At 64.2% G+C, this 22,979-nt stretch carries 25 protein-coding genes and 1 tRNA gene; 11 read left to right on the top strand and 15 right to left on the bottom strand.

What is annotated here, in order from left to right; genetic code table 11:
* Positions 1-26: 26 nt before the first annotated feature.
* The 8 genes from LDJ84_RS27880 to LDJ84_RS27845 all read right to left on the bottom strand — a co-directional run bounded on the left by LDJ84_RS27880 (position 27) and on the right by LDJ84_RS27845 (position 6,557).
* On the bottom strand, positions 27-242 hold the full coding sequence (locus LDJ84_RS27880) for a helix-turn-helix transcriptional regulator (RefSeq protein ID WP_065086489.1): 216 nt from the start codon (positions 240-242) through the stop codon (positions 27-29).
* A gap of 73 nt (positions 243-315) precedes the next feature.
* Entirely contained in the window at positions 316-891 is a 576-nt protein-coding gene (locus LDJ84_RS27875; RefSeq protein ID WP_065086488.1) for a hypothetical protein, read from the bottom strand.
* Positions 888-2,093, bottom strand: coding sequence for a tyrosine-type recombinase/integrase (locus LDJ84_RS27870; protein ID WP_065086487.1), 1,206 nt, complete (start codon positions 2,091-2,093; stop codon positions 888-890). Before LDJ84_RS27870 ends, LDJ84_RS27875 begins: the two co-directional genes overlap by 4 nt.
* A gap of 208 nt (positions 2,094-2,301) precedes the next feature.
* A tRNA-Phe gene (locus LDJ84_RS27865) sits at positions 2,302-2,377 on the bottom strand.
* A 78-nt stretch (positions 2,378-2,455) separates the two neighbouring features.
* Positions 2,456-2,728, bottom strand: coding sequence for an oxidative damage protection protein (locus tag LDJ84_RS27860; protein ID WP_037012291.1), 273 nt, complete (start codon positions 2,726-2,728; stop codon positions 2,456-2,458).
* Entirely contained in the window at positions 2,725-3,792 is a 1,068-nt protein-coding gene (gene mutY, locus LDJ84_RS27855) for an A/G-specific adenine glycosylase (protein ID WP_037012295.1), read from the bottom strand. The genes LDJ84_RS27860 and mutY overlap by 4 nt, the downstream gene beginning before the upstream one ends.
* On the bottom strand, positions 3,789-6,017 hold the full coding sequence (locus LDJ84_RS27850) for an AsmA family protein (protein ID WP_065086486.1): 2,229 nt from the start codon (positions 6,015-6,017) through the stop codon (positions 3,789-3,791). Before LDJ84_RS27850 ends, mutY begins: the two co-directional genes overlap by 4 nt.
* Before the next feature lie 141 nt (positions 6,018-6,158).
* Positions 6,159-6,557, bottom strand: coding sequence for an acetyl-CoA sensor PanZ family protein (locus LDJ84_RS27845; RefSeq protein ID WP_037012303.1), 399 nt, complete (start codon positions 6,555-6,557; stop codon positions 6,159-6,161).
* Between the two features lie 139 nt (positions 6,558-6,696).
* Between LDJ84_RS27845 and hisB the strand changes: the two genes are divergently transcribed.
* From hisB to LDJ84_RS27810, 7 genes are all read left to right on the top strand, one after another.
* On the top strand, positions 6,697-7,290 hold the full coding sequence (hisB, locus tag LDJ84_RS27840) for an imidazoleglycerol-phosphate dehydratase HisB (RefSeq protein ID WP_015479330.1): 594 nt from the start codon (positions 6,697-6,699) through the stop codon (positions 7,288-7,290).
* Positions 7,290-7,928, top strand: a complete 639-nt coding sequence (gene hisH, locus LDJ84_RS27835; protein WP_024762242.1) for an imidazole glycerol phosphate synthase subunit HisH — start codon at positions 7,290-7,292, stop codon at positions 7,926-7,928. Before hisB ends, hisH begins: the two co-directional genes overlap by 1 nt.
* Positions 7,929-7,931: 3 nt before the next feature.
* Positions 7,932-8,192 carry a DUF2164 domain-containing protein gene (locus tag LDJ84_RS27830; protein WP_015479328.1) on the top strand — a complete coding sequence of 87 codons (261 nt, stop codon included), beginning with the start codon at positions 7,932-7,934 and terminating at the stop codon, positions 8,190-8,192.
* A 40-nt stretch (positions 8,193-8,232) separates the two neighbouring features.
* The gene (hisA, locus tag LDJ84_RS27825; RefSeq protein ID WP_024762243.1) at positions 8,233-8,970 is read left to right on the top strand and encodes a 1-(5-phosphoribosyl)-5-[(5-phosphoribosylamino)methylideneamino]imidazole-4-carboxamide isomerase; all 738 of its coding nucleotides are present in this window, start codon (positions 8,233-8,235) and stop codon (positions 8,968-8,970) included.
* Positions 8,971-8,993: 23 nt separating this feature from the next.
* Positions 8,994-9,764, top strand: a complete 771-nt coding sequence (gene hisF, locus LDJ84_RS27820; RefSeq protein ID WP_024762245.1) for an imidazole glycerol phosphate synthase subunit HisF — start codon at positions 8,994-8,996, stop codon at positions 9,762-9,764.
* 231 nt (positions 9,765-9,995) lie between these two features.
* Complete coding sequence (locus tag LDJ84_RS27815; protein WP_141678568.1) at positions 9,996-10,751, top strand: substrate-binding periplasmic protein; 756 nt, start codon at positions 9,996-9,998, stop codon at positions 10,749-10,751.
* Positions 10,752-10,903: 152 nt separating this feature from the next.
* Positions 10,904-11,659: a substrate-binding periplasmic protein gene (locus LDJ84_RS27810; RefSeq protein WP_065086559.1), complete on the top strand. Its 756-nt coding sequence runs from the start codon at positions 10,904-10,906 to the stop codon at positions 11,657-11,659.
* 124 nt (positions 11,660-11,783) lie between these two features.
* On the opposite strand, the gene LDJ84_RS27805 is transcribed toward LDJ84_RS27810, so the two are convergent.
* From LDJ84_RS27805 to gpmI, 4 genes are all read right to left on the bottom strand, one after another.
* A complete protein-coding gene (locus LDJ84_RS27805) occupies positions 11,784-12,566 on the bottom strand; it encodes a divergent polysaccharide deacetylase family protein (RefSeq protein WP_226045623.1) in 783 nt (260 codons plus the stop codon).
* Between the two features lie 3 nt (positions 12,567-12,569).
* Positions 12,570-13,880 carry a S41 family peptidase gene (locus LDJ84_RS27800; protein ID WP_024762247.1) on the bottom strand — a complete coding sequence of 437 codons (1,311 nt, stop codon included), beginning with the start codon at positions 13,878-13,880 and terminating at the stop codon, positions 12,570-12,572.
* A gap of 27 nt (positions 13,881-13,907) precedes the next feature.
* On the bottom strand, positions 13,908-15,197 hold the full coding sequence (locus LDJ84_RS27795; protein ID WP_038803538.1) for a murein hydrolase activator EnvC family protein: 1,290 nt from the start codon (positions 15,195-15,197) through the stop codon (positions 13,908-13,910).
* Positions 15,198-15,335: 138 nt separating this feature from the next.
* A complete protein-coding gene (gene gpmI, locus LDJ84_RS27790) occupies positions 15,336-16,871 on the bottom strand; it encodes a 2,3-bisphosphoglycerate-independent phosphoglycerate mutase (RefSeq protein WP_065086485.1) in 1,536 nt (511 codons plus the stop codon).
* 145 nt (positions 16,872-17,016) lie between these two features.
* Here gpmI and LDJ84_RS27785 point away from each other — a divergent pair, with 145 nt between their 5' ends.
* From LDJ84_RS27785 to secB, 3 genes are read left to right on the top strand one after another with little or no spacing between them, the layout of a single operon-like run.
* The gene (locus LDJ84_RS27785) at positions 17,017-17,439 is read left to right on the top strand and encodes a rhodanese-like domain-containing protein (protein WP_024762248.1); all 423 of its coding nucleotides are present in this window, start codon (positions 17,017-17,019) and stop codon (positions 17,437-17,439) included.
* 1 nt (position 17,440) lies between these two features.
* Positions 17,441-17,695, top strand: coding sequence for a glutaredoxin 3 (gene grxC / locus LDJ84_RS27780; RefSeq protein ID WP_024762249.1), 255 nt, complete (start codon positions 17,441-17,443; stop codon positions 17,693-17,695).
* Between the two features lie 37 nt (positions 17,696-17,732).
* On the top strand, positions 17,733-18,215 hold the full coding sequence (gene secB, locus LDJ84_RS27775) for a protein-export chaperone SecB (RefSeq protein WP_024762250.1): 483 nt from the start codon (positions 17,733-17,735) through the stop codon (positions 18,213-18,215).
* A gap of 790 nt (positions 18,216-19,005) precedes the next feature.
* On the opposite strand, the gene LDJ84_RS27770 is transcribed toward secB, so the two are convergent.
* Positions 19,006-19,458, bottom strand: a complete 453-nt coding sequence (locus tag LDJ84_RS27770; RefSeq protein ID WP_024766652.1) for a hypothetical protein — start codon at positions 19,456-19,458, stop codon at positions 19,006-19,008.
* Here LDJ84_RS27770 and trmL point away from each other — a divergent pair.
* Entirely contained in the window at positions 19,457-19,918 is a 462-nt protein-coding gene (gene trmL, locus LDJ84_RS27765) for a tRNA (uridine(34)/cytosine(34)/5-carboxymethylaminomethyluridine(34)-2'-O)-methyltransferase TrmL (RefSeq protein ID WP_065086484.1), read from the top strand. The two genes, LDJ84_RS27770 and trmL, sit on opposite strands and share 2 nt — an antisense overlap.
* Positions 19,919-20,321: 403 nt before the next feature.
* On the opposite strand, the gene ntrC is transcribed toward trmL, so the two are convergent.
* Positions 20,322-21,752, bottom strand: coding sequence for a two-component system response regulator NtrC (gene ntrC / locus LDJ84_RS27760; protein ID WP_024766654.1), 1,431 nt, complete (start codon positions 21,750-21,752; stop codon positions 20,322-20,324).
* A 2-nt stretch (positions 21,753-21,754) separates the two neighbouring features.
* The gene (gene glnL, locus LDJ84_RS27755) at positions 21,755-22,831 is read right to left on the bottom strand and encodes a nitrogen regulation protein NR(II) (protein WP_024766655.1); all 1,077 of its coding nucleotides are present in this window, start codon (positions 22,829-22,831) and stop codon (positions 21,755-21,757) included.
* Positions 22,832-22,979 lie beyond the last annotated feature (148 nt).

Here is a 22,979-nt window from a genome sequence, read left to right as displayed (position 1 = left end):
CTGTTGGTCGGCCTTTTTTTTGTCCATTAGGCTGCCACCCCGCGAGCTTCAGCGATGCGGGAATCCATCCAGGCACGAACTTCTTCTTCGGCCCATACGACGGTCATCGGGCCGAGATTGATCTGAGCGGGGAAGGTGCCAGCAGCGATCCGGCGATACAGATCGGACTTGCTGAGCGAGGTGATGGAGAGCACTTCTTTGATGCGGATGAAGCGCCGGGGCTGGGTAGTTTTGTCTGCCATCGCACTAGCCTCCTTGGGGCTGGTTGGGAGCGATGGGCAAATGCTGTTGGTTGAGGCTGGAAACTAAGGGGGGTTACCTTCCAGCTTTGCGAGCAGGGCGGTAATAAATTTTTAGAAAGGTGCTTTTCTTGAGTGACCCAAGTTCCTTCCTGGAGTTGTCGTCAACCGCAATCACGCTGTCGCCGTCGATATAGACCTCGAAGTCGAATTCGTCCGCCTCGAACAGCCATGGGTTATCGGCGCTGGGTAACGCCTGCCAGGCTGATTCCGCGCTGGCATGTCTTGTGCTGGCGAGTCTTTTAGCGACTGCTTTTGCCCATTTGCGTTTTTTGTGTCGGCAACCGCCATTGGCTCCATGGCGCTTCGATGCTTCAGCCGTTTTCAGCGCGGGCCAGACCAAAAGGAGTCGGTTGATGTTTACGATGCAGGCCATTAGCTCCGCTGCTGAGCGGGTGTCAGATGCGGCTAGAGGGGCGAGGGCGATTATCCGCTGCGACAGGGCAGAGAGATTGCCGGGCAGTCCTTCACGCTCGAGGTAAAGCGTATCGGCGAGTAGTCGAGCGTTTTCTACAACTCCATCCAGGGCGCCAGGCGCTGCAAAGTCAGCGGGGGCCAGGAAGGTAATAGCCTTCACTTTTATCCCGCTCATGCGCGCCTGATGCTCACTACGTTAGCGCCAGCGCATAGTGCGTCGATCTCGTCCGCCCAGGCTTGCATCATTCCCCGGCGCTGCTCCAAGTAGCTGGCGTGGTTGTAGGTGTCGCGGATCTCGTTTTCATCGCCGTGGGCCAACTGACGCTCAATCCAATCACGATTGTAACCGCGGTTGTTCAGCTCGGTACTCAGCAGGTGACGGAATCCGTGGCCCGTTTGCCGTCCCTCGTAGCCGAGATTGCGCAGCGCCTTGTTGACGGTGTTCTCGGATAGCGGCCGGCCAGGGTTGGCCTTGCCAGCGAAAGCAAGGCCATAGCGTCCGGTGATTTCTTGTAGGTTACGAAGCAGTTCCACGGCCTGGGTTGGCAGGGGGACGATGTGCGGGCGCCTGGCCTTCATTCTGGCTGCTGGGATGGTCCAGGTAGCGGCATCAGGATCGAACTCAGACCAGGGAGCCTGACGTAGTTCTCCGGGGCGTACGCCGGTCAGCAGTAAAAGGCGAATGGCAATCTTGGTGGTCTGGTCGCACCTAGCTCCAGCCAACTTTTCCAGCAATTCGGGAATTTCACTCAGTGGGATATGGGGATGATGCTTCGCCCGGGGTGCGTGGGCGGCGACCACATCCAGATCGGTAGCCGGGTTGGTGGTGACTACTCCCTTGGCCAGGCCGAAGCGGAAAATCTGATTCAGCCACTGGCGAATCTTGCCGGCCGCGTTCAGGGTTCCTCGTGCTTCGACCTTACGGACCAGCTCTACCACCTCCGGTCTGGTGATCTCCGACGCCGGCCGCTTGCCGATCACTGGGATGATGTCGTTGTCCAAGTACAGGCGCGCCTTGTAGGCGGTGGCGTCTGCCCATCGAGGGGCGCTGTAGGCGTACCACTCGTTGGCCAGTTTCTCGAAGGTGTACGCCTCGGCCTCTCTGGCGCGTTTCTCGGCCTGTTTGTGCTTGGATGGATCTACCCCAGCGGCAACCTGTGATCGTGCAACGTCGCGCAATTCTCGCGCCTTGGCGAGCGTGACGGCCGGGTAGGAGCCCAGGCTGATCATCTTAGGCTTACCGGCGAAGCGATAGCGGAAGCGCCAGAGCTTACTGCCGGTGGGAGGGATTTCGAGGCTCAGGCCCAGGGTGTCGGAGAGGCGATAGAGCCTCTCGCGGGGCTTGGCGGTACGGGCTGCGGAGTCGGTGAGAGGCACGGATATCCCCGGAAAGCCACGCCGGGCGCCGGATAGGCATCCGGGTGTGAGTAGAAATTCATGACCGAACTGCGTCTACTCACGAATCTACTCACAAAGTTTTGGGCTTACAAGGGATCGCTTGGGATCGGTAGAAACAAAAAAACCGGCTCAGAGGCCGGTTTTCTTGGGGTTCCGAGACTGCTAGAGAACTCTCGGGACCAGTATGTGGTGCCCAGGGACGGAATCGAACCGCCGACACGGGGATTTTCAATCCCCTGCTCTACCAACTGAGCTACCTGGGCAACGTGGCGCGCATTAAAAGGGTTTTCGGAAAGGGTGTCAAGCGTGCCGCGAAAAAATTTTTCAAATAATACCGGAGCTTACGCGCTGGGCGGGACGTAGCCTTCGGCCTGCGCGTATTCCTCGCCGCTGAGGAACTTGTCCATTTCGGTGCTGAGGAACTTGCGATCCTCGGCGTTCATCATGTTCAGGCGACGCTCGTTGATCAGCATGGTCTGGTGCTTCTGCCATTCTTCCCAGGCTTTCTTCGAAACGTGCTCATAGATGTCCTGGCCCTTGGCCCCGGGATAGGGCGCGCGATCGAGGCCGGGCAGCTCTTCTTTGTATTTGCGGCACATCACCAGTCGGGTCATGACATTTCTCCTGCGTTCAACACGTCGGCGGCTCGTTTGAGCAGCTTCTTCACCGGGGCGGCAAGGCCGAGCCGGGGCGGGGTGGCGAGGTTATACCAGAGCCAGTCGGCCTCGGCCACGGCGGGGGTTGCGTCTTCGACGCGCACCAGCCAGGGCTCGATGGCCAGCTGGAAGTGGCTGAAGGTATGGGTCAGGCCGGGCAGTTCGCGGCGCTCGCCCAGGCGAAGGGCGTGGCGCTGGGCCAGCGGGTCGAGGGCGGCCAGGTCGTCCAACTCGGGGAAGCTCCACAGGCCGCCCCAGAGGCCGGTCGACGGACGGCGATAGAGCAGGATGTCGCCCTCGCGGTTGGCGAGGATCGGCATCAGCGTGCGCTTCTGCGGCAGCGCCTTGCGCGGCTTGGACACCGGGAAATCGGTCTCGCGGCCGAGGAAGTGCGCGCGGCAGCCCTCACGCAGCGGGCAGAGCAGGCAGCTCGGCTTGCTGCGGGTGCAGAGCGTGGCGCCCAGGTCCATCATCGCCTGGGTGTAGTGGTTGACCCGCTCCTGTGGCGTGAAGCGTTCGGCGGCGTCCCACAGTTGCTTGGCCACTTTCGGCTCGCCCGGATAGCCGTCGCAGGCCAGGTAGCGCGCCAGCACGCGCTTGACGTTGCCGTCGAGGATCGGCGCGCGCAGGCCCATGGAGATGCTGGCGATGGCGCCGGCGGTGGAGCGGCCGATGCCAGGCAGCTCGGCGAGCTGCTCGACGTCACGGGGGAATTCGCCGCCGTGCTGCTCCATGACCCGCTTGGCGGTCTTGTGCAGATTACGGGCGCGGGTGTAGTAGCCCAGGCCCGTCCACAGGTGCAGTACTTCGTCTTCCGGCGCATTCGCGAGATCGGCCACGGTGGGCAGCGCCGTCATGAAGCGGTCGTAGTAGCCCATCACGGTGCTGACCTGGGTCTGCTGCAGCATGATTTCCGAGACCCACACCCGATAGGGCGTTATGTTCTGCTGCCAGGGCAGGTCATGGCGGCCGTGCGTGTCGAACCAGTCGAGCACGGCCGAGTTGAAGCTTTGCGGGGTCACTTCTTGAACAGCCCTTTGAGTGCGTCTTTGAGTTCGGGACTGACCTTGTCGCCGAGCTTCTCTTCGAGTTTCTGGTTCAGCCGGTCCCCGGCCAACCGTGCGGCGATCTTGCCGATGCCGTCCTTGTCCAGGCGACAGGCCTTGGCGCCCAGCTCCAGCGGGCCGCGGCAGCGCAGCGGCCACTCGATGCCGACATAGCGCTTGTTCACTTCGCAGGCCGGATCGGGCATGTCGCTCTTGTCGCCTTCGATGGTCACGCCGACGCGGTAGTCCATGCCCAGTACACGCAGGTCGAGGTCGCCGTCAGCCTTGACGGTCAGGCCGGGAATGCTGGCCTTGAGGTCCGGGTTGCTGGCCACGCCGTTGCGGAAGGTGAGGTTGCCCTGCAGTTCGCGGAACGGGGTGTCCTTGCCGCCGTGCTCGGCGGTCAGCGACTTGCGGTTGAGCGTGGCGATGCCCTGGCACAGTTGTTGTTCGAGGTTGGCGTTGAGCAGCACGCCCTGGGTCATGACAAAGCGCGCGGTGCCGTTGAGGTTGTCGATCCAGGCCTTTTGACTGTTGCCCTGGGTGGTGATGTCGGCATCCAGATCGAGCAGGCCCTTCACCGGCGGCTTCTGGCCCTGGGATTCGAGCAGGCGCTCCACCGGTATGTCGGCGATGTGTTTCTTGGCCTTCAGCGTCGGTACGTCCTGGCGCACGTCGAGGCTGGCGCTGGCGTTGAACCTGCCGTCGTAGAGCTCGCCGCGCATGTCGTCGAGGTTGAGCAGGCCACCCTGGCCGCGCAGCTTGAGCACGGCGTTGTCGATGGGCAGCTTGTCCAGGATCAGCTGGCCGAGGGTCAGGCTGGCGTCCAGGTCCAGTGCACGCAGGCGGGCGATAGGCAGCAGCGGCGCGTCGCTCCAGGCCTGCTGGGTCGGCTGGTTGGGCAGCGGAGTGTCGCCTTTGATAGCGCTCTGCTCGGTACTGGCAACTTCAGCCTTGCGTGCGCTGTTGGTGGCGTCCTGGGCCTGCTTGACCTTGGCCGGCAGGTAGCGGTCGAGGTTCAGCTTGTCGCCGGACAACTGGGCGCGGATGGCCTGCTTGCCGAAGTCGGCGATGCCGAGGTTGCCGCTGAAGCTGCTGTCGTCCAGCTTCAGCTTGAGGTCGTTCAAGGTCAGGCTGTTGCGGGTGCCGCTGACGCGGGTGGCCAGTTCGAGCTTGGTGAGGGTGGTGGCGTCGGCCATTTCCGGCAGGGTCTGGCCGATGCTTTCGAGGAATTCGCGCAGATTGAACGGCGCCAGCGACAGGCCGCCATCGAACTTGGGTTCCTTGTCCAGCTCGCGGGCCTTGATCTCGCCGAGGGCGCGCAGCTGGTTGACGGTGACCTTCAGGCCATTCCACTCGGCAACCTGGGCTGCCTGGTCGAGTACCAGCTGGCCCTGGGCACTGTAGTTGGCGGTCTTGCCCTGGAACTGGTCGCCGGAAACTTCGCCGGAGAGCTTGGCGTCTTCGAGCTGGTAGCGCTTGAGCGCGCGGTCGAAGCGCAGGTTGCCGGTCAGTTCGGTGCGGGCGCGGATCACCGGCTGGTTGGTGCCCAGGTAGGCGCTGAGCTTGAGCGGGATGTTGCTGCCTTCGCGGATGGCCCCGGTGGTCAGCTCGAGACCCTCGACGCTGTAGGTCTTGCCGCTCTGGGCGTCGGCGTAGTCGATACGCGCGTTCTTCACGTTGAGGCTGTCGATGTCCAGCTTCATCGCCTGGTGGGATTGCTGGGCGTCGGCCTTGGCCTGCTCGGTCGGTACGGGCGCTGGTTGTGCGGCAGGCGGCGTGCCGGCGGCGGGCTGGGCGGGCTTGCCGATGCTTTCCCAGTTGCCGACGCCGGCCTTGTCCCTGTTCAGGGAAAGGGTCAGGCCTTCGACGCGGATATCGCTCATCTGCACTTCCTTGCGCAGCAGCGGCAGCACGCGCACGGACATGGCCAGCAACTGGGCGTCGGCAAACGGCTTGTCCGGGGTCTGCAGGCTCGCCACGCTGGTGTCATGCAATTCCAGCCCGAGCCAGGGGAACAGGCTCCAGCCGATATCGCCCTTGAGGTTCAGTTCGAGGTTGGCCTTGTCCCGGGCGAGCTGGCGGATCTCGTCCTTGTAGTCGTTCGGGTCGAAGAAGTGGGTCAGCACGAAGCCGGCGGCGACGATGAGCAGCAGCAGGACCAGGGCAATGATGCCGATGAGTTTGCCGAACGCTTTCATGGACGGGTCCTTGTTCAGGCGGCGAATGGAATGGCGAAGGAGTATACCAATGACGCGCCGGCACCCCAGCCCGCAGGGCAGGGTGGCGTTATTGCGGAGTTGGAACGGGGACGCGGCGCTCGGTTCCCGTCATGAACGCGATCAGGTCGTTTCCAGTGTCAGGCCGAGATGCTCGGCGAAAACAGCCGCTTCGTGTTTGCCGTCAGGTGCTGTCAGCCGCAGCGCGGCCCCTTGCAGCACAGCCAGGCGCTGCGCCTCTTCGAGCAGGCGGCGGGCCACGCCGCGTCCGCGGGTGACCTGGCGCACGCAGAGGCGGGAAAGCCGCCAGGTATCGCCATCGCGCTCGATCCAGGCGGCGCCCAGCAGGCGATCATTGAAGCGCCCGGTGAACAGCAGGCCGTCAGCAAGTCCACGTTCGACCAGCTCGCCGGCGTCTGGGAAGGGCGCCAGCAGCCAGTCGGGCGCGTCGGCGTAGATCTTCAGCAGGTCCTGGCGGTCCTGGTCGCTGGGCTGGGTCAGGTGCTGGACGACGACGGGCATGCTCGATCCTCGTATTCGGGCCGCGCAGTGTAGGGCCATCGGCCAGCGCCGACCACCGCCCGTAGCGGCGCAGCGCCCGGCGCGCCTATAATGCCGGCCCTTCTTATAATTACGTGCAGTGTTAGCTGTGGAGCTGGTGATGGCCGAACGCAAGGCATCCGTCGCGCGCGACACCCTGGAAACCCAGATCAAGGTTTCCATCGACCTGGATGGAACGGGCAAGGCCCGCTTCGATACCGGGGTTCCCTTCCTCGAGCACATGATGGACCAGATCGCCCGCCACGGCCTGATCGACCTGGATATCGAGTGCAAGGGCGACCTGCATATCGACGACCACCATACCGTCGAAGACATCGGCATCACCCTCGGCCAGGCCTTCGCCAAGGCTATCGGCGACAAGAAGGGCATCCGCCGCTACGGCCATGCCTACGTGCCGCTGGACGAGGCGCTGTCGCGTGTGGTCATCGACTTCTCCGGCCGCCCCGGCCTGCAGATGCACGTGCCGTTCACCCGCGCCAGCGTCGGCGGCTTCGACGTGGACCTGTTCATGGAGTTCTTCCAGGGCTTCGTCAACCACGCCAACGTCACCCTGCACATCGACAACCTGCGTGGGCACAACACCCACCACCAGATCGAAACCGTGTTCAAGGCCTTCGGCCGCGCGCTGCGCATGGCCATCGAACTGGACGAGCGCATGGCCGGCCAGATGCCGTCCACCAAAGGGTGCCTGTAATGCAGACTGTCGCCGTCATCGACTACGGCATGGGCAACCTGCACTCGGTGTCCAAGGCACTGGAGCGCGTGGGCGCCGGGCGCGTACTGGTGACCAGCGACGCCAATGTGATCCGCGAGGCGGACCGCGTGGTGTTCCCCGGCGTCGGCGCGATCCGCGACTGCATGGCCGAGATCAAGCGCCTGGGCTTCGACAGCCTGGTGCGTGAAGTCAGCCAGGACCGTCCGTTCCTCGGCATCTGCGTCGGCATGCAGGCGCTGATGGAGCGTAGTGAAGAGAATGACGGTGTCGACTGCATCGGTCTGTTCCCCGGCCAGGTGCGCTTCTTCGGCAAGGACCTGCACGAGGACGGCGAGCACCTGAAGGTGCCGCACATGGGCTGGAACGAAGTGGCGCAGGGCGTCGACCACCCGCTGTGGCACGACATCCCGAACAACGCGCGCTTCTACTTCGTGCACAGCTACTACATCGAGGCGGGCAACCCGCGCCAGGTGGTCGGCCGCGGCCATTACGGGCGTGATTTCGCCGCTGCGCTGGCCGATGGCTCGCGCTTCGCCGTGCAGTTCCACCCGGAGAAGAGCCATACCCATGGCCTGCAGTTGTTGCAGAACTTCGCTGCCTGGGATGGCCGTTGGTAAGCCATGGCCCGCCAGAAGGACAAGCCCGCGATCCTCGAACTCGATGGCGCCCAGCGCCAGAGTGCGGCGCGGGCCATCCAGCGTTTTCTTGAAGACCGTTTCGAGCTGGACGTCGGCTCCTTCGAGGCCGAGGAGGCGCTGGATTTCTTCATGCGCGAGTTCGGCCCGCTGTTCTACAACAAGGCGATCTTCGACGTGCAATCTCACCTGAAAGACCGGTTCGAGAGCATCGAAAGCGACTTGTGGGCGCTCGAGAAGAGCTGACCCGACCCCATTCATCTTTGGATTCGAGCAGGTTCAACCCATGCTGATCATCCCCGCAATCGATCTGAAAGACGGCGCCTGCGTGCGCCTGCGCCAGGGCCTGATGGAAGACGCCACCGTCTTCTCCGACGACCCGGTATCCATGGCCGCCAAGTGGGTGGAGGGCGGATGCCGTCGTCTGCACCTGGTGGACCTGAACGGCGCCTTCGAAGGCAAGCCGGTCAACGGTGAAGTGGTCACCGCCATCGCCAAGCGCTACCCGAACCTGCCGATCCAGATCGGCGGTGGCATCCGTTCGCTGGAAACCATCGAGCACTACGTCCGCGCCGGCGTCAGCTACGTGATCATCGGCACCAAGGCAGTGAAGCAGCCGGAATTTGTCGCCGAAGCCTGCAAGGCATTCCCGGGCAAGGTCATCGTTGGCCTCGACGCGAAAGACGGCTTCGTCGCCACCGATGGCTGGGCGGAAGTGAGCTCGGTACAGGTCATCGACCTGGCCAAGCGTTTCGAGGCCGATGGCGTCTCGGCGATCGTCTACACCGACATCGCGAAGGACGGCATGATGCAGGGCTGCAACGTCGAAGCTACTGCTGCCCTGGCCAACGCCACGCGCATCCCGGTGATCGCTTCGGGCGGCATCCACAACCTGGGTGACATCCAGAAGCTGCTGGACGCCCGCACACCGGGCATCGTTGGCGCCATCACCGGTCGCGCGATCTACGAAGGCACCCTGGACGTCGCCGAGGCCCAGGCACTGTGCGACGCCTTCAAGGGCTGAGCTGAACCACGGGGAACCCTGACATGGCACTGGCTAAACGCATCATTCCCTGCCTCGACGTGGACAACGGCCGCGTGGTGAAGGGCGTCAAGTTCGAGAACATCCGCGATGCCGGCGACCCGGTGGAAATCGCCCGTCGCTACGACGAGCAGGGCGCGGACGAGATCACCTTCCTCGACATCACCGCCAGCGTCGATGGCCGCGACACCACTCTGCATACCGTCGAGCGCATGGCCAGCCAGGTGTTCATCCCGCTGACCGTGGGCGGCGGCGTCAGGACAGTGCAGGACATCCGCAACCTGCTCAATGCCGGTGCGGACAAGGTCTCCATCAACACCGCCGCGGTATTCACCCCGGAATTCGTCGGCGAAGCCGCCGCGCGCTTCGGCTCGCAGTGCATCGTGGTCGCCATCGACGCCAAGAAAGTGTCGGCCCCCGGCGAAACCCCGCGCTGGGAAATCTTCACCCACGGCGGCCGCAAGCCTACCGGGCTGGATGCCGTGGAGTGGGCGAAGAAGATGGAAGGCCTGGGCGCCGGTGAAATCCTGCTGACCAGCATGGATCAGGACGGCGTCAAGAGCGGCTACGACCTGGGCGTGACCCGCGCCATCAGTGAGGCTGTGGGCGTTCCGGTGATCGCTTCCGGCGGTGTCGGCAACCTGGAGCACCTGGCCGCCGGCATCATCGAAGGCAAGGCCGACGCGGTTCTGGCGGCGAGCATCTTCCACTTCGGCGAGTACAGTGTGCCGGAAGCCAAGGCTTACCTGGCCAGCCGCGGCATCGTCGTGCGCTGATCCCTTCCGGGCCGGGGTTCTCCCGGCCCGATGGCTCTATCGCGAGCCTTCCCCTCCTGCGTCCGGTGGCCGCATCCCCTTCCTGCGCACGAAGCTTGCTAGCCGAAGGCTTCAGTCAAGGTAATGGCGTATCCATGTCCCATTGCCATATTCATAGGGTTTATTGGCGTCAATTCTCCGAGTAAGCTCTGCGCCTTCTCAGAAATGTCATACGCAGGAAATATCTCGATGCTGAAGCGCATTCTGCTCGCATGGCTAGGCTGCGGCCTGCTTCTGGCCGGTGCGGCAAGGGCCGAAACGGATTCTTCGGATTACAGCGTGGTGCTGCTTACCGAGAACTTCCCTCCTTACAACATGGCCATCAACGGCAAGAACTTCGCCCAGGAAGACAGCATCGACGGCATCGCCGTGGATATCGTCAAGGAGATGTTCAAGCGCGCCGGCGTGCAGTACAGCCTGACCCTGCGCTTCCCCTGGGACCGCATCTACAAGCTGGCGCTGGAGAAGCCCGGCTACGGCGTGTTCGTCACCGCCCGCCTGCCCGAGCGCGAAAGCCAGTTCAAGTGGGTCGGCCCGATCGGTCCGGACGACTGGGTGCTGCTGGCCAAGGCCGACAGCCCGATCAGCCTGAACAATCTGGACGAAGCGAAGAAATATCGCGTCGGCGCCTACAAGGGCGACGCCATGGCCCAGTACCTGAGCGAGCACGGCTTCGAGCCGGTGCTGGCGCTGCGTGACCAGGAGAACGCCGCCAAGCTGCGCGACGGCCAGATCGACCTTTGGGCCAGCGGTGACCCGGCGGGTCGCTACCTGGCCAAGCAGGTTGGCGTCACCGGCCTGAAGACCGTGCTGCGTTTCAATAGCGACCAGCTGTTCCTCGCGCTGAACCGCGAGACCCCGGATGCCGTGGTGCAGAAGCTGCAGGCGGCGCTGGACAAGATGCGCGCCGAAGGTTTCGTCGACGACGTACTCAACAGTTACCTGTGACACCCGAAGGCCGGCTACTCGCCGGCCTTCGTGTTTGGCGCCGACATCCCTCGGCGCCGGTTTTGCCACGGAAGGCAGACGAGCGAAGTATTCCGTCCCCTCTGCAGGGATGCCGCAAGCCCAATAACGATAACCAAGCGAGCGGTATGACCATGCTGAAAGTCCTGATCAAGACCCTGACCCTGGGTCTGTTGCTGGGGGCCGCCACGGCCCGCGCCGAGTTGCCCGCCGATTACAAGATGGTGCTGCTCACCGAGAACTTCCCGCCGTTCAACATGGCGGTGGACGACAAGAACTTCGCCCGTGATGAGGGTATCGACGGCATCAGCGCCGATATCGTTCGCGAGATGTTCAAGCGCGCCGGCATCCAGTACAGCCTGAGCCTGCGTTTCCCCTGGGACCGCCTGTACAAACTGGCCCTCGACAAGCCCGACTACGGGCTGTTCTCCACCACCTATACGCCCGAGCGCGTGCCGCTGTTCAAGTGGGTCGGGCCGATCGCCAAGACCCACTGGGTGCTGCTGGCGCCGCCGGGCAGTTCGATCAAGGTGAAGGACCTCAAGGACGCCGCCAAGTACAAGCTCGGTGCCTACAAGAACGACGCCGTCAGCCAGAACCTGGAGAGCCAGGGCATCCCGGTGCTCAACGCGCTGCGCGATCAGGAAAACGTGAAGAAGCTGACCACTGGCGAAATCGACCTCTGGGCCACCACCGATCCCGTGGGTCGCTACCTGGCCAAGCAGGAGGGCGTGTCCGGCCTGCAGACCGTGCTGCGTTTCAATGAGGCGCAGTTGTACCTGGCGATCAACAAGGACACGCCGGACGAGGTGGTGGACAAGCTGCAGAAGGCGCTGGACGAGATGCGCGCCGATGGCTTCATCGAGCAGGCGACCAATAACTACCTGTGAGCAGGGACGGGTGTGCGGAATGACCGGCTGAAGATTTGGCTGCACTCCGCTCAGTCGGCTCCCTCTCCCTGAAGGGAGAGGGAGCTATCCGTGCGCTTGGCGGGTGCAGTGCTCGCCGGGAAAGTCAGCGGTAAATCCCATTCCGCCCATGCCCCGCCATGGCGCGGTTGCCGCGCTCGGCGATCATCAACGGCGGTTTCACCAGTTCGAAGCCCTGGGCCTTCAGCGTCGGCAAAACACGCTTGAGCACCGCCAGGGTCGCCGGCTTCGGGTGGCCGATCATCACCACCGTGCCCTGCTTGCGCGCCAGTGCGAGGCCGCGCTGCATCTGCTCCATCACCGCCGCTTCGCTCGGGTCGTCATCGAGGAATACGTCCCGCGAGAGGCTGGCGAGGCCGATCTTCTGCGCCTCGGCGGCGGCTACGGTGGCAGCGCTGGTGCGGCTGTCGAGGAGGAACAGATGGCGGCGCTGCAGCTCCGCGGCCAGCCAGGCCATGGCCGGGCGGTCGGCCGTCATGCGGCTGCCTTCGTGGTTGTTCAGGCCTTGCACATAGGGGACCTTTGCCAGCGCGGCGTCCAGACGCCGAGCTCTTTCGTCCTGGGTCAGCTCAGGGCTCCAGGCGAAGTCACCGCGGGCCGGGTCCATAGGCATGTGCAGCATCACGGTGCGCCCGCGCTGGTGCGCCTCGCGCGCAAGCTCGGCGGCGTGGGGCGTGTCGGGGATGATTGCCAGGGCGATGGCGGGGGATATGTCGAGCACCTGGCGGTCGCGCGCCAGATTCTGCCCGAGGTCGTCGATGACGATGCTGACCAGCGGCTTGCTGCCATCCGGCCGGGGCGCGGCGGCCACCGGCAGGCACAGCAACGCACCCAGGCACAGGCTCAGTAGCAGCCGGGCCGGGCGCATCGGTCAGTTGTTGCCGCGGCTGACGCTGAGTCCTTTCAGCAGGCTGAGGGCTTGGCTGAGCTGGTAGTCGCCATCCTGCGGGCGATCCTCCGGCGGCTTGCCGGAGGCGGTCGGACGATCCTGGCCACCATTGCCGTTGGCCAGGTGACCCTGCAGGTCGGCTTCCTTGAACCCGTCGAACTCGCTCTTCTCGCGGGTCACCTTGGCGCGTTCCACCTCAATGTCCGGGGTGATGCCCTGGGCCTGGATGGAGCGGCCGTTGGGGGTGTAGTACAGCGCGGTGGTGAGCTTCAGGGCGCGGTCGTTGTTCAGCGGCAGCACGGTCTGCACCGAGCCCTTGCCGAAGCTGTCGGTGCCCATGAGGATGCCGCGCTTCTGGTCCTGCAGAGCGCCGGCGACGATTTCTGCCGCCGAGGCGCTGCCGCCGTTGATCAGTACCACCAACGGCACACCGTCGCTCGGGTCGGCCGGATCGGCGGAGAAGCGCAGCTCGGAGTTGGGGATGCGGCCCTTGGTGTAGACGATCAGCCCCTTGGTGAGGAAGGCGTCCGCCACTTCCACCGCCGACTGCAGCACGCCGCCAGGGTTGTTGCGCAGGTCCAGGATCACGCCCTTGAGCTTACCCTTGTTGTCGTTGCGCAGCTTGGCCAGCGCCTTGACGGTCTCCTCGCCGGTGTTGACCTGGAACTGGGTGATGCGCAGGTAGCCATAGCCCGGTTCGAGCATCTGGCTCTTCACGCTCTTGACCTTGATGATGGCGCGCTTGAGGGTGACGTCGAACGGCTTGCCGCCGCCGCGCACGATGGTCAGGGTGATCGGCGAGCCAGCCTTGCCGCGCATGCTGTCCACCGCCTCGTTCATCGACTGGCCCTTGGTCGGCTTGCCGTCGATCTTGACGATCAGGTCGCCCGGCTGGATGCCGGCGTTGGCGGCGGGGGTGTCGTCGATCGGCGAGATCACCTTGACGAAGCCATCCTCGCTGCCGACCTCGATGCCCAGGCCACCGAATTCGCCGCTGGTGCTTTCCTGCAGCTCGGCGAATTCTTCCGGGCCGAGGTACGCCGAGTGCGGGTCGAGGTTGCTGAGCATGCCCTTGATGGCATTCTCCAGCAGCGTCTTGTCGTCCACCGGTTCCACATAGGCCGCCTTCACCCGGTCGAGGACCTCGGCAAAGGTGCGCAGCTCATCGAGCGGCAGCGGAGCCTCCTTGCCGTTGGCCGCAGCAGATGCGGCCGGCGCGTCGGCGGCCTGGACCGCACCGACGCCGAGCAGCAAGGCCAGGGCCAGGGTAGTAAGACGGAAAGCTTGCGACATGTTTGGCTCCTAATGCGTGATCGCCGCTTATCCTTGCGTGCGACACCAGGTCGAAGGGTCCGCCGGGCGGCCCTGATGGCGAATGGCAAAATACACCGCCGGGGTACTCTGACCCCCGCTGGCTCCCACGGTTGCAATGGGATCGCCCGCTTTGACGGTATCGCCGGCGTCCTTCAGAAGACTTTGATTATGCCCATAAAGGCTCAGGTAGCCACCACCGTGGTCGAGAATCACCAGTAGGCCGGAGCCGCGCAGCCAGTCGGCGAACACCACGCGGCCGCCATGTACGGCACGCACGGTGCTGCCGGCAGAAGCGCCGATCAGTACGCCGTCCCAGGTGGCACGGGGGTCGTCGCCACGCGGGCTGCCGAAGCGCGCCAGCACGCGGCCATCCACCGGCCAGGGCAGCCTGCCCTTGGTGGCGGCGAAGGCTCCGCCGAAACCGGCGCCGCTGGAAACCAGCGGGCCGCTGTAATCGGGGCGCTTGGAGGGCGTGTCCGGCTTCTCGCCGCGTGCCGCCAGTTCCTGCTCGCGCTTGACCCGCTCGCGCTCGGCGGCCAGGGCGCGCTGCCGCGCTTCCTCGGCTTCGCGGGCCTGGCGGGCGAGGGTTTCCTCGATGGTCTTGAGTACCTTGTTGAGGTCCTCCTGGCTCTGTTCGCGGTCCTTGAGCTTGCTGCTGCCGTCCTTGAGATCGCTGTTGAGCTTGGCCAGGGTCTCCTGGCGCGCCTTGCGGGCGTCGGCCAGTTCCTGGCGACGGGCTTCCAGGGCGCTCTGCTGGGCGACCTGCTCGTCCTTCTGCGAGGTGATTTCCTGCTCGACGTTGCTCAGCTGGCGCAAGGTCTCGTTGAAGGCCGAGAGCTGCTCCAGGCGCGCCTTGTTGATGTAGTCGTAGTAGGTGAGGGTGCGGCTGAACTTCTCCGGGTGCTCCTGGTTCAGCAGCAGCTTGAGGTATTCCTGGCGGCCGCTCTGGTAGGCGGCACGGGCCTGGATGGCGATCAGACGCTGCTGCTCAAGGCGCGCGCCCTGGAGTTTTTTTTTCTCTGAATCGAGGCGCTGCAGCTCTTCCTCGTTCTTCTTCATCTCGTCCTGGATCTGCTTGATCTGCTTCTCCAGGTCGCCCATCTGGGTCTCGGTGGACTTGAGCTGCTTCTGCACCCCGGACTTCTCGTCCTGGATGTTCTTCAGGTTTTTCTTCAGCTCGTTGATGTCTTTCTGCGTCTGCTCCAGCTGACGCTGGGCGTCGGCGCGTTCGTCGGCAACGGCCGGGAGCGGGCTCAGGAGGCAGATCAGCAGCAGCGGGAGGAGGGCGCGAGGCATTGGGCGGCGGGGACCTGAAGTCTGGACGGCCTAGTATGCCCGTGGCGGGCATTAAAAAAAACGCCCCAGGCCGCATGGCGTGGGGCGTTTGCTCTGACCGACGGGAGGTGGCTCACGTTCCCGCCAGATCGACAGCCATTAAAGCAGGGTGACGATCGATTTCCCGGTCATCTCTTTTGGCTGCTCCAGACCCATCAGGTTCAGCAGGGTCGGGGCCACATCGGCGAGTACGCCGCCCTCGCGGATGCTCAGCTTGCGCTTGCCGACATAGACGAAGGGCACCGGCTCGCAGGTGTGCGCGGTGTGCGCCTGGCCGGTCATGGCGTCTTCCATCTGCTCGACGTTGCCGTGGTCGGCGGTGATCAGCGCTTCGCCGCCGACCTTGTCCAGCGCCTCGACGATGCGACCGACGCAGGTATCCAGGCACTCGACGGCTTTCACCGCGGCTTCGAACACGCCGGTGTGGCCGACCATGTCGCCGTTGGCGTAGTTGACGATGATCACGTCGAAGCGCTGGTTCTCGATGGCGTCGACGATCTTGTCGGTGACCTGCGGCGCGCTCATTTCCGGCTGCAGGTCATAGGTGGCGACCTTGGGCGAGGGGATGAGGATGCGTTCTTCGCCTTCGAACGGCTCTTCACGGCCGCCGGAGAAGAAGAAGGTCACGTGGGCGTACTTCTCGGTCTCGGCGATGCGCAGTTGGGTCTTGCCGTTCTTGGCCAGGTATTCGCCCAGGACGTTGTCCAGGGATTCGGGCTTGAACGCGCAGGGTGCCGGAATGCTCGCCGCGTACTGGGTCAGCATCACGTATTCGGCCAGGTGCAGCTCGCGCTGGCGCGGGAATTCCTTGAAGCCCGGCTCGACGAAGGCGCGCGACAGCTCGCGGGCACGGTCGGCGCGGAAGTTCATGAAGACCACTGCATCGCCATCTTCCACGCGCACCTGTGCGCCGATGCGGGTGGCCTTGACGAATTCATCGCTCTCACCGCGCTCGTAGGCGGCGTTCAGCGCGCCCACGGCGGTCTCGGCGGTGAATTCGGCAGTGCCGTCGGTGATCAGGTTGTAGGCGGCTTCGACGCGGTCCCAGCGATTGTCGCGGTCCATGGCGAAGTAGCGGCCGATGATGCTGGCGGTACGGCCCTTGCCGATGCGGGCGAAGGCGTCGTCGAGCAGCTTCAGCGACGGCTCGGCGCTCCTGGGCGGCGTGTCGCGACCGTCGAGGAAGGCGTGCAGGTAGATTTTCTCGGCGCCACGCTGGGCGGCCAGCTCGGCCATGGCGATCAGGTGGTCCTGGTGGCTGTGTACGCCACCGTCGGAAAGCAGGCCGAGGATGTGCACGGCCTTTCCGGCATTCGCTGCCTTGTCCACGGCGCCAGTCAGCACGGGGTTCTGGAAGAACTCGCCATCGCGGATGGCCTTGGTGACGCGGGTGAAGTCCTGGTAGACGACACGGCCTGCGCCCAGGTTCATGTGGCCGACCTCGGAGTTGCCCATCTGGCCGTCGGGCAGGCCGACGTCCATGCCGGAGCCTGAGATCAGGCCGTTGGGCTGGCTGGCCAGCAGGCGGTCCCAGTTGGGCTTCTTCGCGGCATAGATGGCGTTGTATTCGGGGCTCTCGCTATGGCCGAAGCCGTCCAGAATGATCAGGACCAGCGGTTTGGGCGTTGCAGTCATAGTTACGGCTCTTTCCGAGAATAGGGGTCAGAAAAGGACACATATTTTACCTTTTGGTGCCGACAGACGCCATGATCCCTAGGGTTCAGCCGTCAGATACGCGCGTGTATACTGGCCGGCATTTTTACGTCTGGATGTCCTGCGCATGTCTTCGTTTCTTCCTCGTCTGATCGAATTCGCCACCCACCACTACCTGCTGGTCGGTGCCCTGGTCATCCTGCTGGTACTGCTGGCCCTGCACGAAATGCGCAAGGGCGGCCGCGCGCTGTCCACCCGCGAGCTGACTGCCATGGTCAACGCCGAGCAGGCCGTGGTGCTGGATATCCGTCCCACCAAGGAGTTCACCACCGGTCATATCGTCGGTGCTCTGAATATCCCGGCGGACAAGCTGAACGCCCGCATGAGCGAGCTGGACAAACACAAGGCCAAGACCATCATCGTGGTCGATGGCATGGGGCAGCACTCGGGCACCTGGTGCAGCGTGCTGCAGAAGGCTGGCTACACCGCCGCCAAGCTCTCCGGCGGTATCGGCAGCTGGCGTGGCGACAACCTGCCCCTGGTGAAGTGAGATGCCGTCGACCTTGATCTACACCAGCGCGTGGTGCCCTTATTGCATCCGCGCCAAGGCCCTGCTGGACAAGAAGGGTGTCGCCTACGAGGAAATCTCCGTGGACGGCAAGCCTGGCGTTCGCGCCGAGATGGCCAGCAAGGCGGGCCGCACTTCGGTGCCGCAGATCTGGATCGACGGAACCCACATCGGCGGCTGCGACGATCTTTACGCGCTGGAACGCGCGGGCAAGCTGGATACGCTGCTCTCGGCGTGATCCCTCATTCTGAAACGATGCACAAGAAGGTCCCGAAATGACTGAACAAGCCAGCAACGGCGCAGCCGAACAAGACAACAACCCGCAGTTCTCGCTGCAGCGCATCTACGTACGCGACCTCTCCTTCGAGGCCCCCAAGGCTCCGGAAATCTTCCGCCAGGAGTGGCAGCCGGCCATTTCGATGGACCTGAACACCCGTCAGAAGCAGCTGGACGGCGACTTCTACGAAGTGGTCCTGACCGTTTCGGTGACCGTGAAGAACAACGAGGAAACCGCTTTCATCGTTGAGGTGCAGCAGGCCGGCATCTTCCTGATCAAGGGCCTGGACGCTTCCAGCATGAGCCACACCCTGGGTGCCTTCTGCCCGAACATCCTCTTCCCGTATGCTCGCGAAACCCTGGACAGCCTGGTTGTCCGCGGTTCTTTCCCGGCGCTGATGCTGTCCCCGGTGAACTTCGATGCGCTGTACGCGCAGGAAATTGCCCGTATGCAGGCTTCCGGCGAGATCCCGGCTCAGTAATCACTGACGCCCGACGAGAAAGGCGCCTTCGGGCGCCTTTTTCTTTGCCTGCGATCTGGTGTGGTCAAAATTTGCACAACATTGTGCGAGCTACGAGCCGCATGGCCTGTGCATGGTTATCCACAGGCTGTTCCGTCGGTTGCTCAGAGTTGCTGTGGGTAAGCGCTGCTGCTCTTCGTGGGAGCGCGCTTGCTTGCGAACAGTCTGGCGGTAGCTGAGGGAGTCCGGCGTTCGCGAGCAAGCTCGCTCCTGTAGAAAGGAAATGCGGGCTGAGCGTTCAAGTTTGGTGCATGCGCACTAGCAGGGCGCAGGTGCAGCGACACTCGACGCGCCGGGAAATGCCTGGGGAATGCTGCCGTCAGCGCGTTTCAGTTATCGGGTAGAAATCGCTGAAAGCCTTATGCGGCAAGGCCTGTAGGGTCTTTTCGTGTTGTGCCTCCGCTCGCCGGCAAGGCCCTGGGCCGATTTTGGCACGCCCTCTGCAATACCCCTGACAACAGCGATTTCAGGGGCCTCGGTACAGGCAGGCTGGGGAACCCCTCTTTTACATCTTGCGAGCGTGCAGCCCGAAGCGGCGGCCGTCGCCGCCGGTTCGGGGGTCCTGGTACAGGCAGGCCGGGAAAGCCCCCTTTTTATGCCCGCAGGCGTGCCACGGCGCCCTGCGCACCCGTTAGGGGTCCTGGTACAGGCAGGCCGGGGAAACCCCTCTTTTATGCCCGCGAACCTTCGCTCGAAGGCATCGCCTCACACTTCGGGGCCCCGGACCAGGCAGGCCGGGAATACCCCGCTTTTATTCGGGCCGCGCGCTGATGGTCAGGCGCCACCGGCCCTCGACTTCGGTGCTGTCCCAGGTACCTTGCAGGCGCCGGGTCGACAGCAGCGTCAGCAGAAGCCCTTCTCCTTGCGGCTCCAGTCTCCAGCGCACCGGCGCATCACCGATCCGCAGTTGCCCCTGCTGTGCCGTGGCAACGGCTTCGATCTGCAGCACCAGTGCGCCGTCCTGATGGCCGGCGCGAACGGCCGGCTGCGCGTCCAGGGTGAGTACCAGGCCATCGGTCGCAGGCTCTATGGCGAGGATCCGGGTTGGCCCTTCGTGCGGCGGATTGACCAGGCGGCCTATCATCAGGCCCAGCAGCAGGCCCAGCACACACAGCGAAACCATCACTTTCAGCCAGGGCCTGGGCCGCATTTGCTCCTTTGCGGGAGTAGAATGCCCGCCGTTCTCAGGCTCGGAGCGCTGCATGTTCCACGTAATCCTTTTTCAACCGGAAATTCCCCCCAACACCGGCAACATTATCAGGCTGTGCGCCAACGCGGGCGCAAGCCTGCACCTGATCGAGCCGCTGGGCTTCGAGCTGGACGACAAGCGCCTGCGTCGCGCCGGGCTGGATTACCACGAGTACGCCAGCGTGCGGCGCTACGCGAGCCTCGAGCAATGCCTGGAACAGCTCGGCCGCCCGCGCCTGTTCGCCTTCACCACCAAGGGTTCGCAGCCATTCCATGAAGTGGCTTACGAGCGTGGCGACGCTTTCCTCTTCGGTCCGGAAAGCCGTGGGCTGCCCGAGGAAGTGCGTGACGCGCTGCCGCCGGAGCAGCGCGTGCGCCTGCCGATGCGTCCGGGTTGCCGCAGCCTGAACCTGTCCAATACCGTCGCCGTGACCGTCTATGAAGCCTGGCGTCAACACGGCTTCGCCATGGACTGAGCGTTTTTTGTACGGCTCACGCCAACCCGCGTCGGGCGTGAAGCGCAGCGGCTTGCCCCAAGCTTATCCACAGGCAGGCGCACAGCCGATGTGAGCAACCCGCAAATTCCTGCACAGAAACCGAGCAAACTCCCAGACCGCGCATGCTCTGGGCTGTAGCACGTTCCTTCCCCGTTCCGTGCACAGTGTTATCCACAGGTTCTGGGGGTAAATGCTACCGGGATGTGACCTGGTTTAATGGGCATTGATGGCGGCCGTGGCCCCCGCTTACAGCCAATGACGCGCTCGCCAACTGTGAAGGAGCGGACTTCGTCCGCGAGCGGTCAGCCCCGCACCGCGCTGCGGGGTTTGGCACGGCAACACAAGAAAAAGGGGCCTTCGGCCCCTTTCCAGTGGAACGACTTCAGTCGTCGCCGTCCTCGTCCGGGCCGTCGATCTTCATGCCCAGTTCCTTGATCTTGCGAGTCAGGGTATTACGGCCCCAGCCCAGCAGCACGGCGGCGTCGCGGCGGCGGCCGGCGGTGTGCTTGAGCGCGGTCTCGATCATGATCCGCTCGAACGCCGGCACGGCGGTGTCCAGCAGGTTCGACTGCCCGCGTCCCAGTGCCTGGTCGGCCCAATGGCGCAACGCCTGCTCCCAGTTGGCGGCCGGCACGCTGTCCTGCGGCTGGGTCATCAGCTCCGGCGGCAGGTCGTCGATATGCACCTCACGGCCCGAAGCCATGACGGTGATCCAGCGGCAGGTGTTCTCCAACTGGCGCACGTTGCCCGGCCAGCCGAGGTTCTTCAGGTATTCCTCGGTTTCCGGCTTGAGCAGCTTCGGCTCGACTGCCAGCTCCTGCGCCGCGCGGGAAAGGAAGTGTCGGGCCAGTGCCGGGATGTCCTCGCGGCGGTCGGCCAGGCGCGGAATGTGCACCCGGATGACGTTCAGGCGGTGGAACAGGTCCTCGCGGAACTTGCCTTCGCGCACCAGGTTTTCCAGGTTCTGGTGAGTGGCGGCGATGATTCTCACGTCCACTTTCACCGGGGTGTGGCCACCCACCCGGTAGAACTCGCCGTCGGCCAGTACGCGCAACAGGCGGGTCTGGGTGTCGGCCGGCATGTCGCCGATCTCGTCGAGGAACAGCGAGCCGCCGTCAGCCTGTTCGAAGCGGCCGCGCCGCTGGTTGGCTGCGCCGGTAAAGGCGCCTTTCTCGTGGCCGAACAGTTCGGACTCCATCAGATCCTTGGGGATCGCCGCCATGTTCAGCGCGATGAACGGCGAAGCCGCGCGCGGGCTGTGGCGGTGCAGGGCGTGGGCGACCAGCTCCTTGCCGGTGCCCGACTCGCCGTTGATCAGCACGGTGATGTTGGAGTGGGAGAGGCGGCCGATGGCGCGGAATACTTCCTGCATCGCCGGCGCCTCGCCGATGATCTCCGGGGTGCGTGTCTGGTTGGCCGGGGCTTCCAGGCCCTGTTGCTCCTGGGCGTGCTGGTTGGCGCGCTTGACCAGGGAGACGGCCTCGTCGACGTCGAACGGCTTGGGCAGGTATTCGAAGGCGCCGCCCTGGTAGGAGGCCACGGCGCTGTCCAGGTCCGAATGCGCAGTCATGATGATCACCGGCAGGCGCGGGTGCACCTCGCGGATCTGCGCCAGCAAATCCAGGCCGCTGGAACCGGGCATGCGGATGTCGGAGATGATCACGTCCGGTTGTTGCCGGCCCAGGCGGCTCATCACGCTGTCGGCGCTGTCGAAGCTGACGGTGGTCATGCCTTCCTGCTGCAGGGCTTTTTCCAGCACCCAGCGGATGGAGCGGTCGTCGTCGACGATCCAGACGGTCTCTGATCGGCTCATGGTCAATGGACTCCTTGTTCCAGGGGCAGGAACAGACTGAACACGGTGTGGCCGGGATGGCTCTCGCATTCGATCAAGCCCTGGTGCTGGCTGATGATGTTCTGGGTGATGGCGAGGCCCAGGCCGGTGCCGTCGGCGCGGCCGCTGACCATGGGATAGAAGATGGTGTCCTGCAGTTCAGCCGGAATGCCGGGGCCGTTGTCGATGATCTCGACCTTGCACACGAGGCGATGGCGCGTGTGGCCGATGGTGAACTGACGCAGGGTGCGGGTGCGCAGGGTGATGCGCCCCAGCTTGAGTTCGTTCTGCGCGGCGATCGCCTGCATGGCGTTGCGCACGATGTTGAGCACCGCCTGGATCATCTGCTCGCGGTCGATCAGCAGATCCGGGATGCTCGGGTCGTAGTCGCGTACCAGCGGAATGGTGCCCTGGGTTTCGGCTTCGACGAGGCTGCAGACGCGCTCCAGCACTTCGTGGACGTTGGTCACCGAGAGCTGCGGGAGCTTGTTGGAGCCGAGCATGCGGTCCACCAGGTTCCTCAGCCGGTCGGCTTCCTCGATGATGACGTTGGTGTAGTCCTTGAGCGACTCGTCCGGCAGCTCGCGGGAAAGCAGCTGCGCCGCGCCACGAATCCCACCCAGCGGGTTCTTGATCTCATGGGCCAGGCCGCGCACCAGGAGCTTGGTGGTCTCCTGCTTGGACAGTTGCGCCTCTTCCTTGGTGATCCGCAGCAGCCGGTCGCGAGGGTGGACTTCGAGTAGCAGCAGGGTGTCGCGACGGTCGAGAATCGGCGTCACCGCGTAGTCGACGGTGATGGTCTGGCCGGTCAGCGAGGTCAGGGTCGCTTCGCGCTTGGTGAAGGGGTGCGCCTCTTCCACGGCCTGGCGCAGCGACTGCAGTGCCTCGGGCGATTCGGTGAACAGCTCGCTGATGAATTGCCCATGGCTGCGCTGGCCACTGACTGCCAGCAGCATTTCCGCTGCCGGGTTCATGTACTCCAGGCGCAGCTCGGCGTTGAGCAGGATCACCGCCGTGGTGAGGTTGTCGAGCAACAGGCGGAGCTGGGTTTCTGTAGGCATGGCGTAGGAGATGTCCCAAGACTGTGCGGGAAAATGCAAGAAGCAAACCAGGCCCTGAAAAGACGCGTATTTCGCGGCATCGCGCTGATTTGCGGTGCGCAGGCGGCCAATCCGCTCAGCGGGAGTGACCCGAAATGGGGAGAGTATA

The organism is Pseudomonas sp. HS-18, from assembly GCF_020401845.1.
In the GTDB taxonomy this organism is placed as follows: domain Bacteria; phylum Pseudomonadota; class Gammaproteobacteria; order Pseudomonadales; family Pseudomonadaceae; genus Pseudomonas; species Pseudomonas nitroreducens.
The sequence above is the reverse complement of the archived record's forward strand: the minus strand, read 5'-3'. Positions and strand labels throughout refer to the sequence as shown.

Coding starts and splice junctions, on each gene's coding strand:
- LDJ84_RS27880 (WP_065086489.1), bottom strand. CDS start 242: ATGGCAGACAAAACTACCCAGCCCCGGCGCTTCATCCGCATCAAAGAA.
- LDJ84_RS27875 (WP_065086488.1), bottom strand. CDS start 891: ATGAGCGGGATAAAAGTGAAGGCTATTACCTTCCTGGCCCCCGCTGAC.
- LDJ84_RS27860 (WP_037012291.1), bottom strand. CDS start 2,728: ATGACCCGACTGGTGATGTGCCGCAAATACAAAGAAGAGCTGCCCGGC.
- LDJ84_RS27850 (WP_065086486.1), bottom strand. CDS start 6,017: ATGAAAGCGTTCGGCAAACTCATCGGCATCATTGCCCTGGTCCTGCTG.
- LDJ84_RS27845 (WP_037012303.1), bottom strand. CDS start 6,557: ATGCCCGTCGTCGTCCAGCACCTGACCCAGCCCAGCGACCAGGACCGC.
- hisB (WP_015479330.1), top strand. CDS start 6,697: ATGGCCGAACGCAAGGCATCCGTCGCGCGCGACACCCTGGAAACCCAG.
- hisH (WP_024762242.1), top strand. CDS start 7,290: ATGCAGACTGTCGCCGTCATCGACTACGGCATGGGCAACCTGCACTCG.
- LDJ84_RS27830 (WP_015479328.1), top strand. CDS start 7,932: ATGGCCCGCCAGAAGGACAAGCCCGCGATCCTCGAACTCGATGGCGCC.
- hisA (WP_024762243.1), top strand. CDS start 8,233: ATGCTGATCATCCCCGCAATCGATCTGAAAGACGGCGCCTGCGTGCGC.
- hisF (WP_024762245.1), top strand. CDS start 8,994: ATGGCACTGGCTAAACGCATCATTCCCTGCCTCGACGTGGACAACGGC.
- LDJ84_RS27810 (WP_065086559.1), top strand. CDS start 10,904: ATGCTGAAAGTCCTGATCAAGACCCTGACCCTGGGTCTGTTGCTGGGG.
- LDJ84_RS27805 (WP_226045623.1), bottom strand. CDS start 12,566: ATGCGCCCGGCCCGGCTGCTACTGAGCCTGTGCCTGGGTGCGTTGCTG.
- LDJ84_RS27800 (WP_024762247.1), bottom strand. CDS start 13,880: ATGTCGCAAGCTTTCCGTCTTACTACCCTGGCCCTGGCCTTGCTGCTC.
- LDJ84_RS27795 (WP_038803538.1), bottom strand. CDS start 15,197: ATGCCTCGCGCCCTCCTCCCGCTGCTGCTGATCTGCCTCCTGAGCCCG.
- gpmI (WP_065086485.1), bottom strand. CDS start 16,871: ATGACTGCAACGCCCAAACCGCTGGTCCTGATCATTCTGGACGGCTTC.
- LDJ84_RS27785 (WP_024762248.1), top strand. CDS start 17,017: ATGTCTTCGTTTCTTCCTCGTCTGATCGAATTCGCCACCCACCACTAC.
- grxC (WP_024762249.1), top strand. CDS start 17,441: ATGCCGTCGACCTTGATCTACACCAGCGCGTGGTGCCCTTATTGCATC.
- secB (WP_024762250.1), top strand. CDS start 17,733: ATGACTGAACAAGCCAGCAACGGCGCAGCCGAACAAGACAACAACCCG.
- trmL (WP_065086484.1), top strand. CDS start 19,457: ATGTTCCACGTAATCCTTTTTCAACCGGAAATTCCCCCCAACACCGGC.
- LDJ84_RS27770 (WP_024766652.1), bottom strand. CDS start 19,458: ATGCAGCGCTCCGAGCCTGAGAACGGCGGGCATTCTACTCCCGCAAAG.
- ntrC (WP_024766654.1), bottom strand. CDS start 21,752: ATGAGCCGATCAGAGACCGTCTGGATCGTCGACGACGACCGCTCCATC.
- glnL (WP_024766655.1), bottom strand. CDS start 22,831: ATGCCTACAGAAACCCAGCTCCGCCTGTTGCTCGACAACCTCACCACG.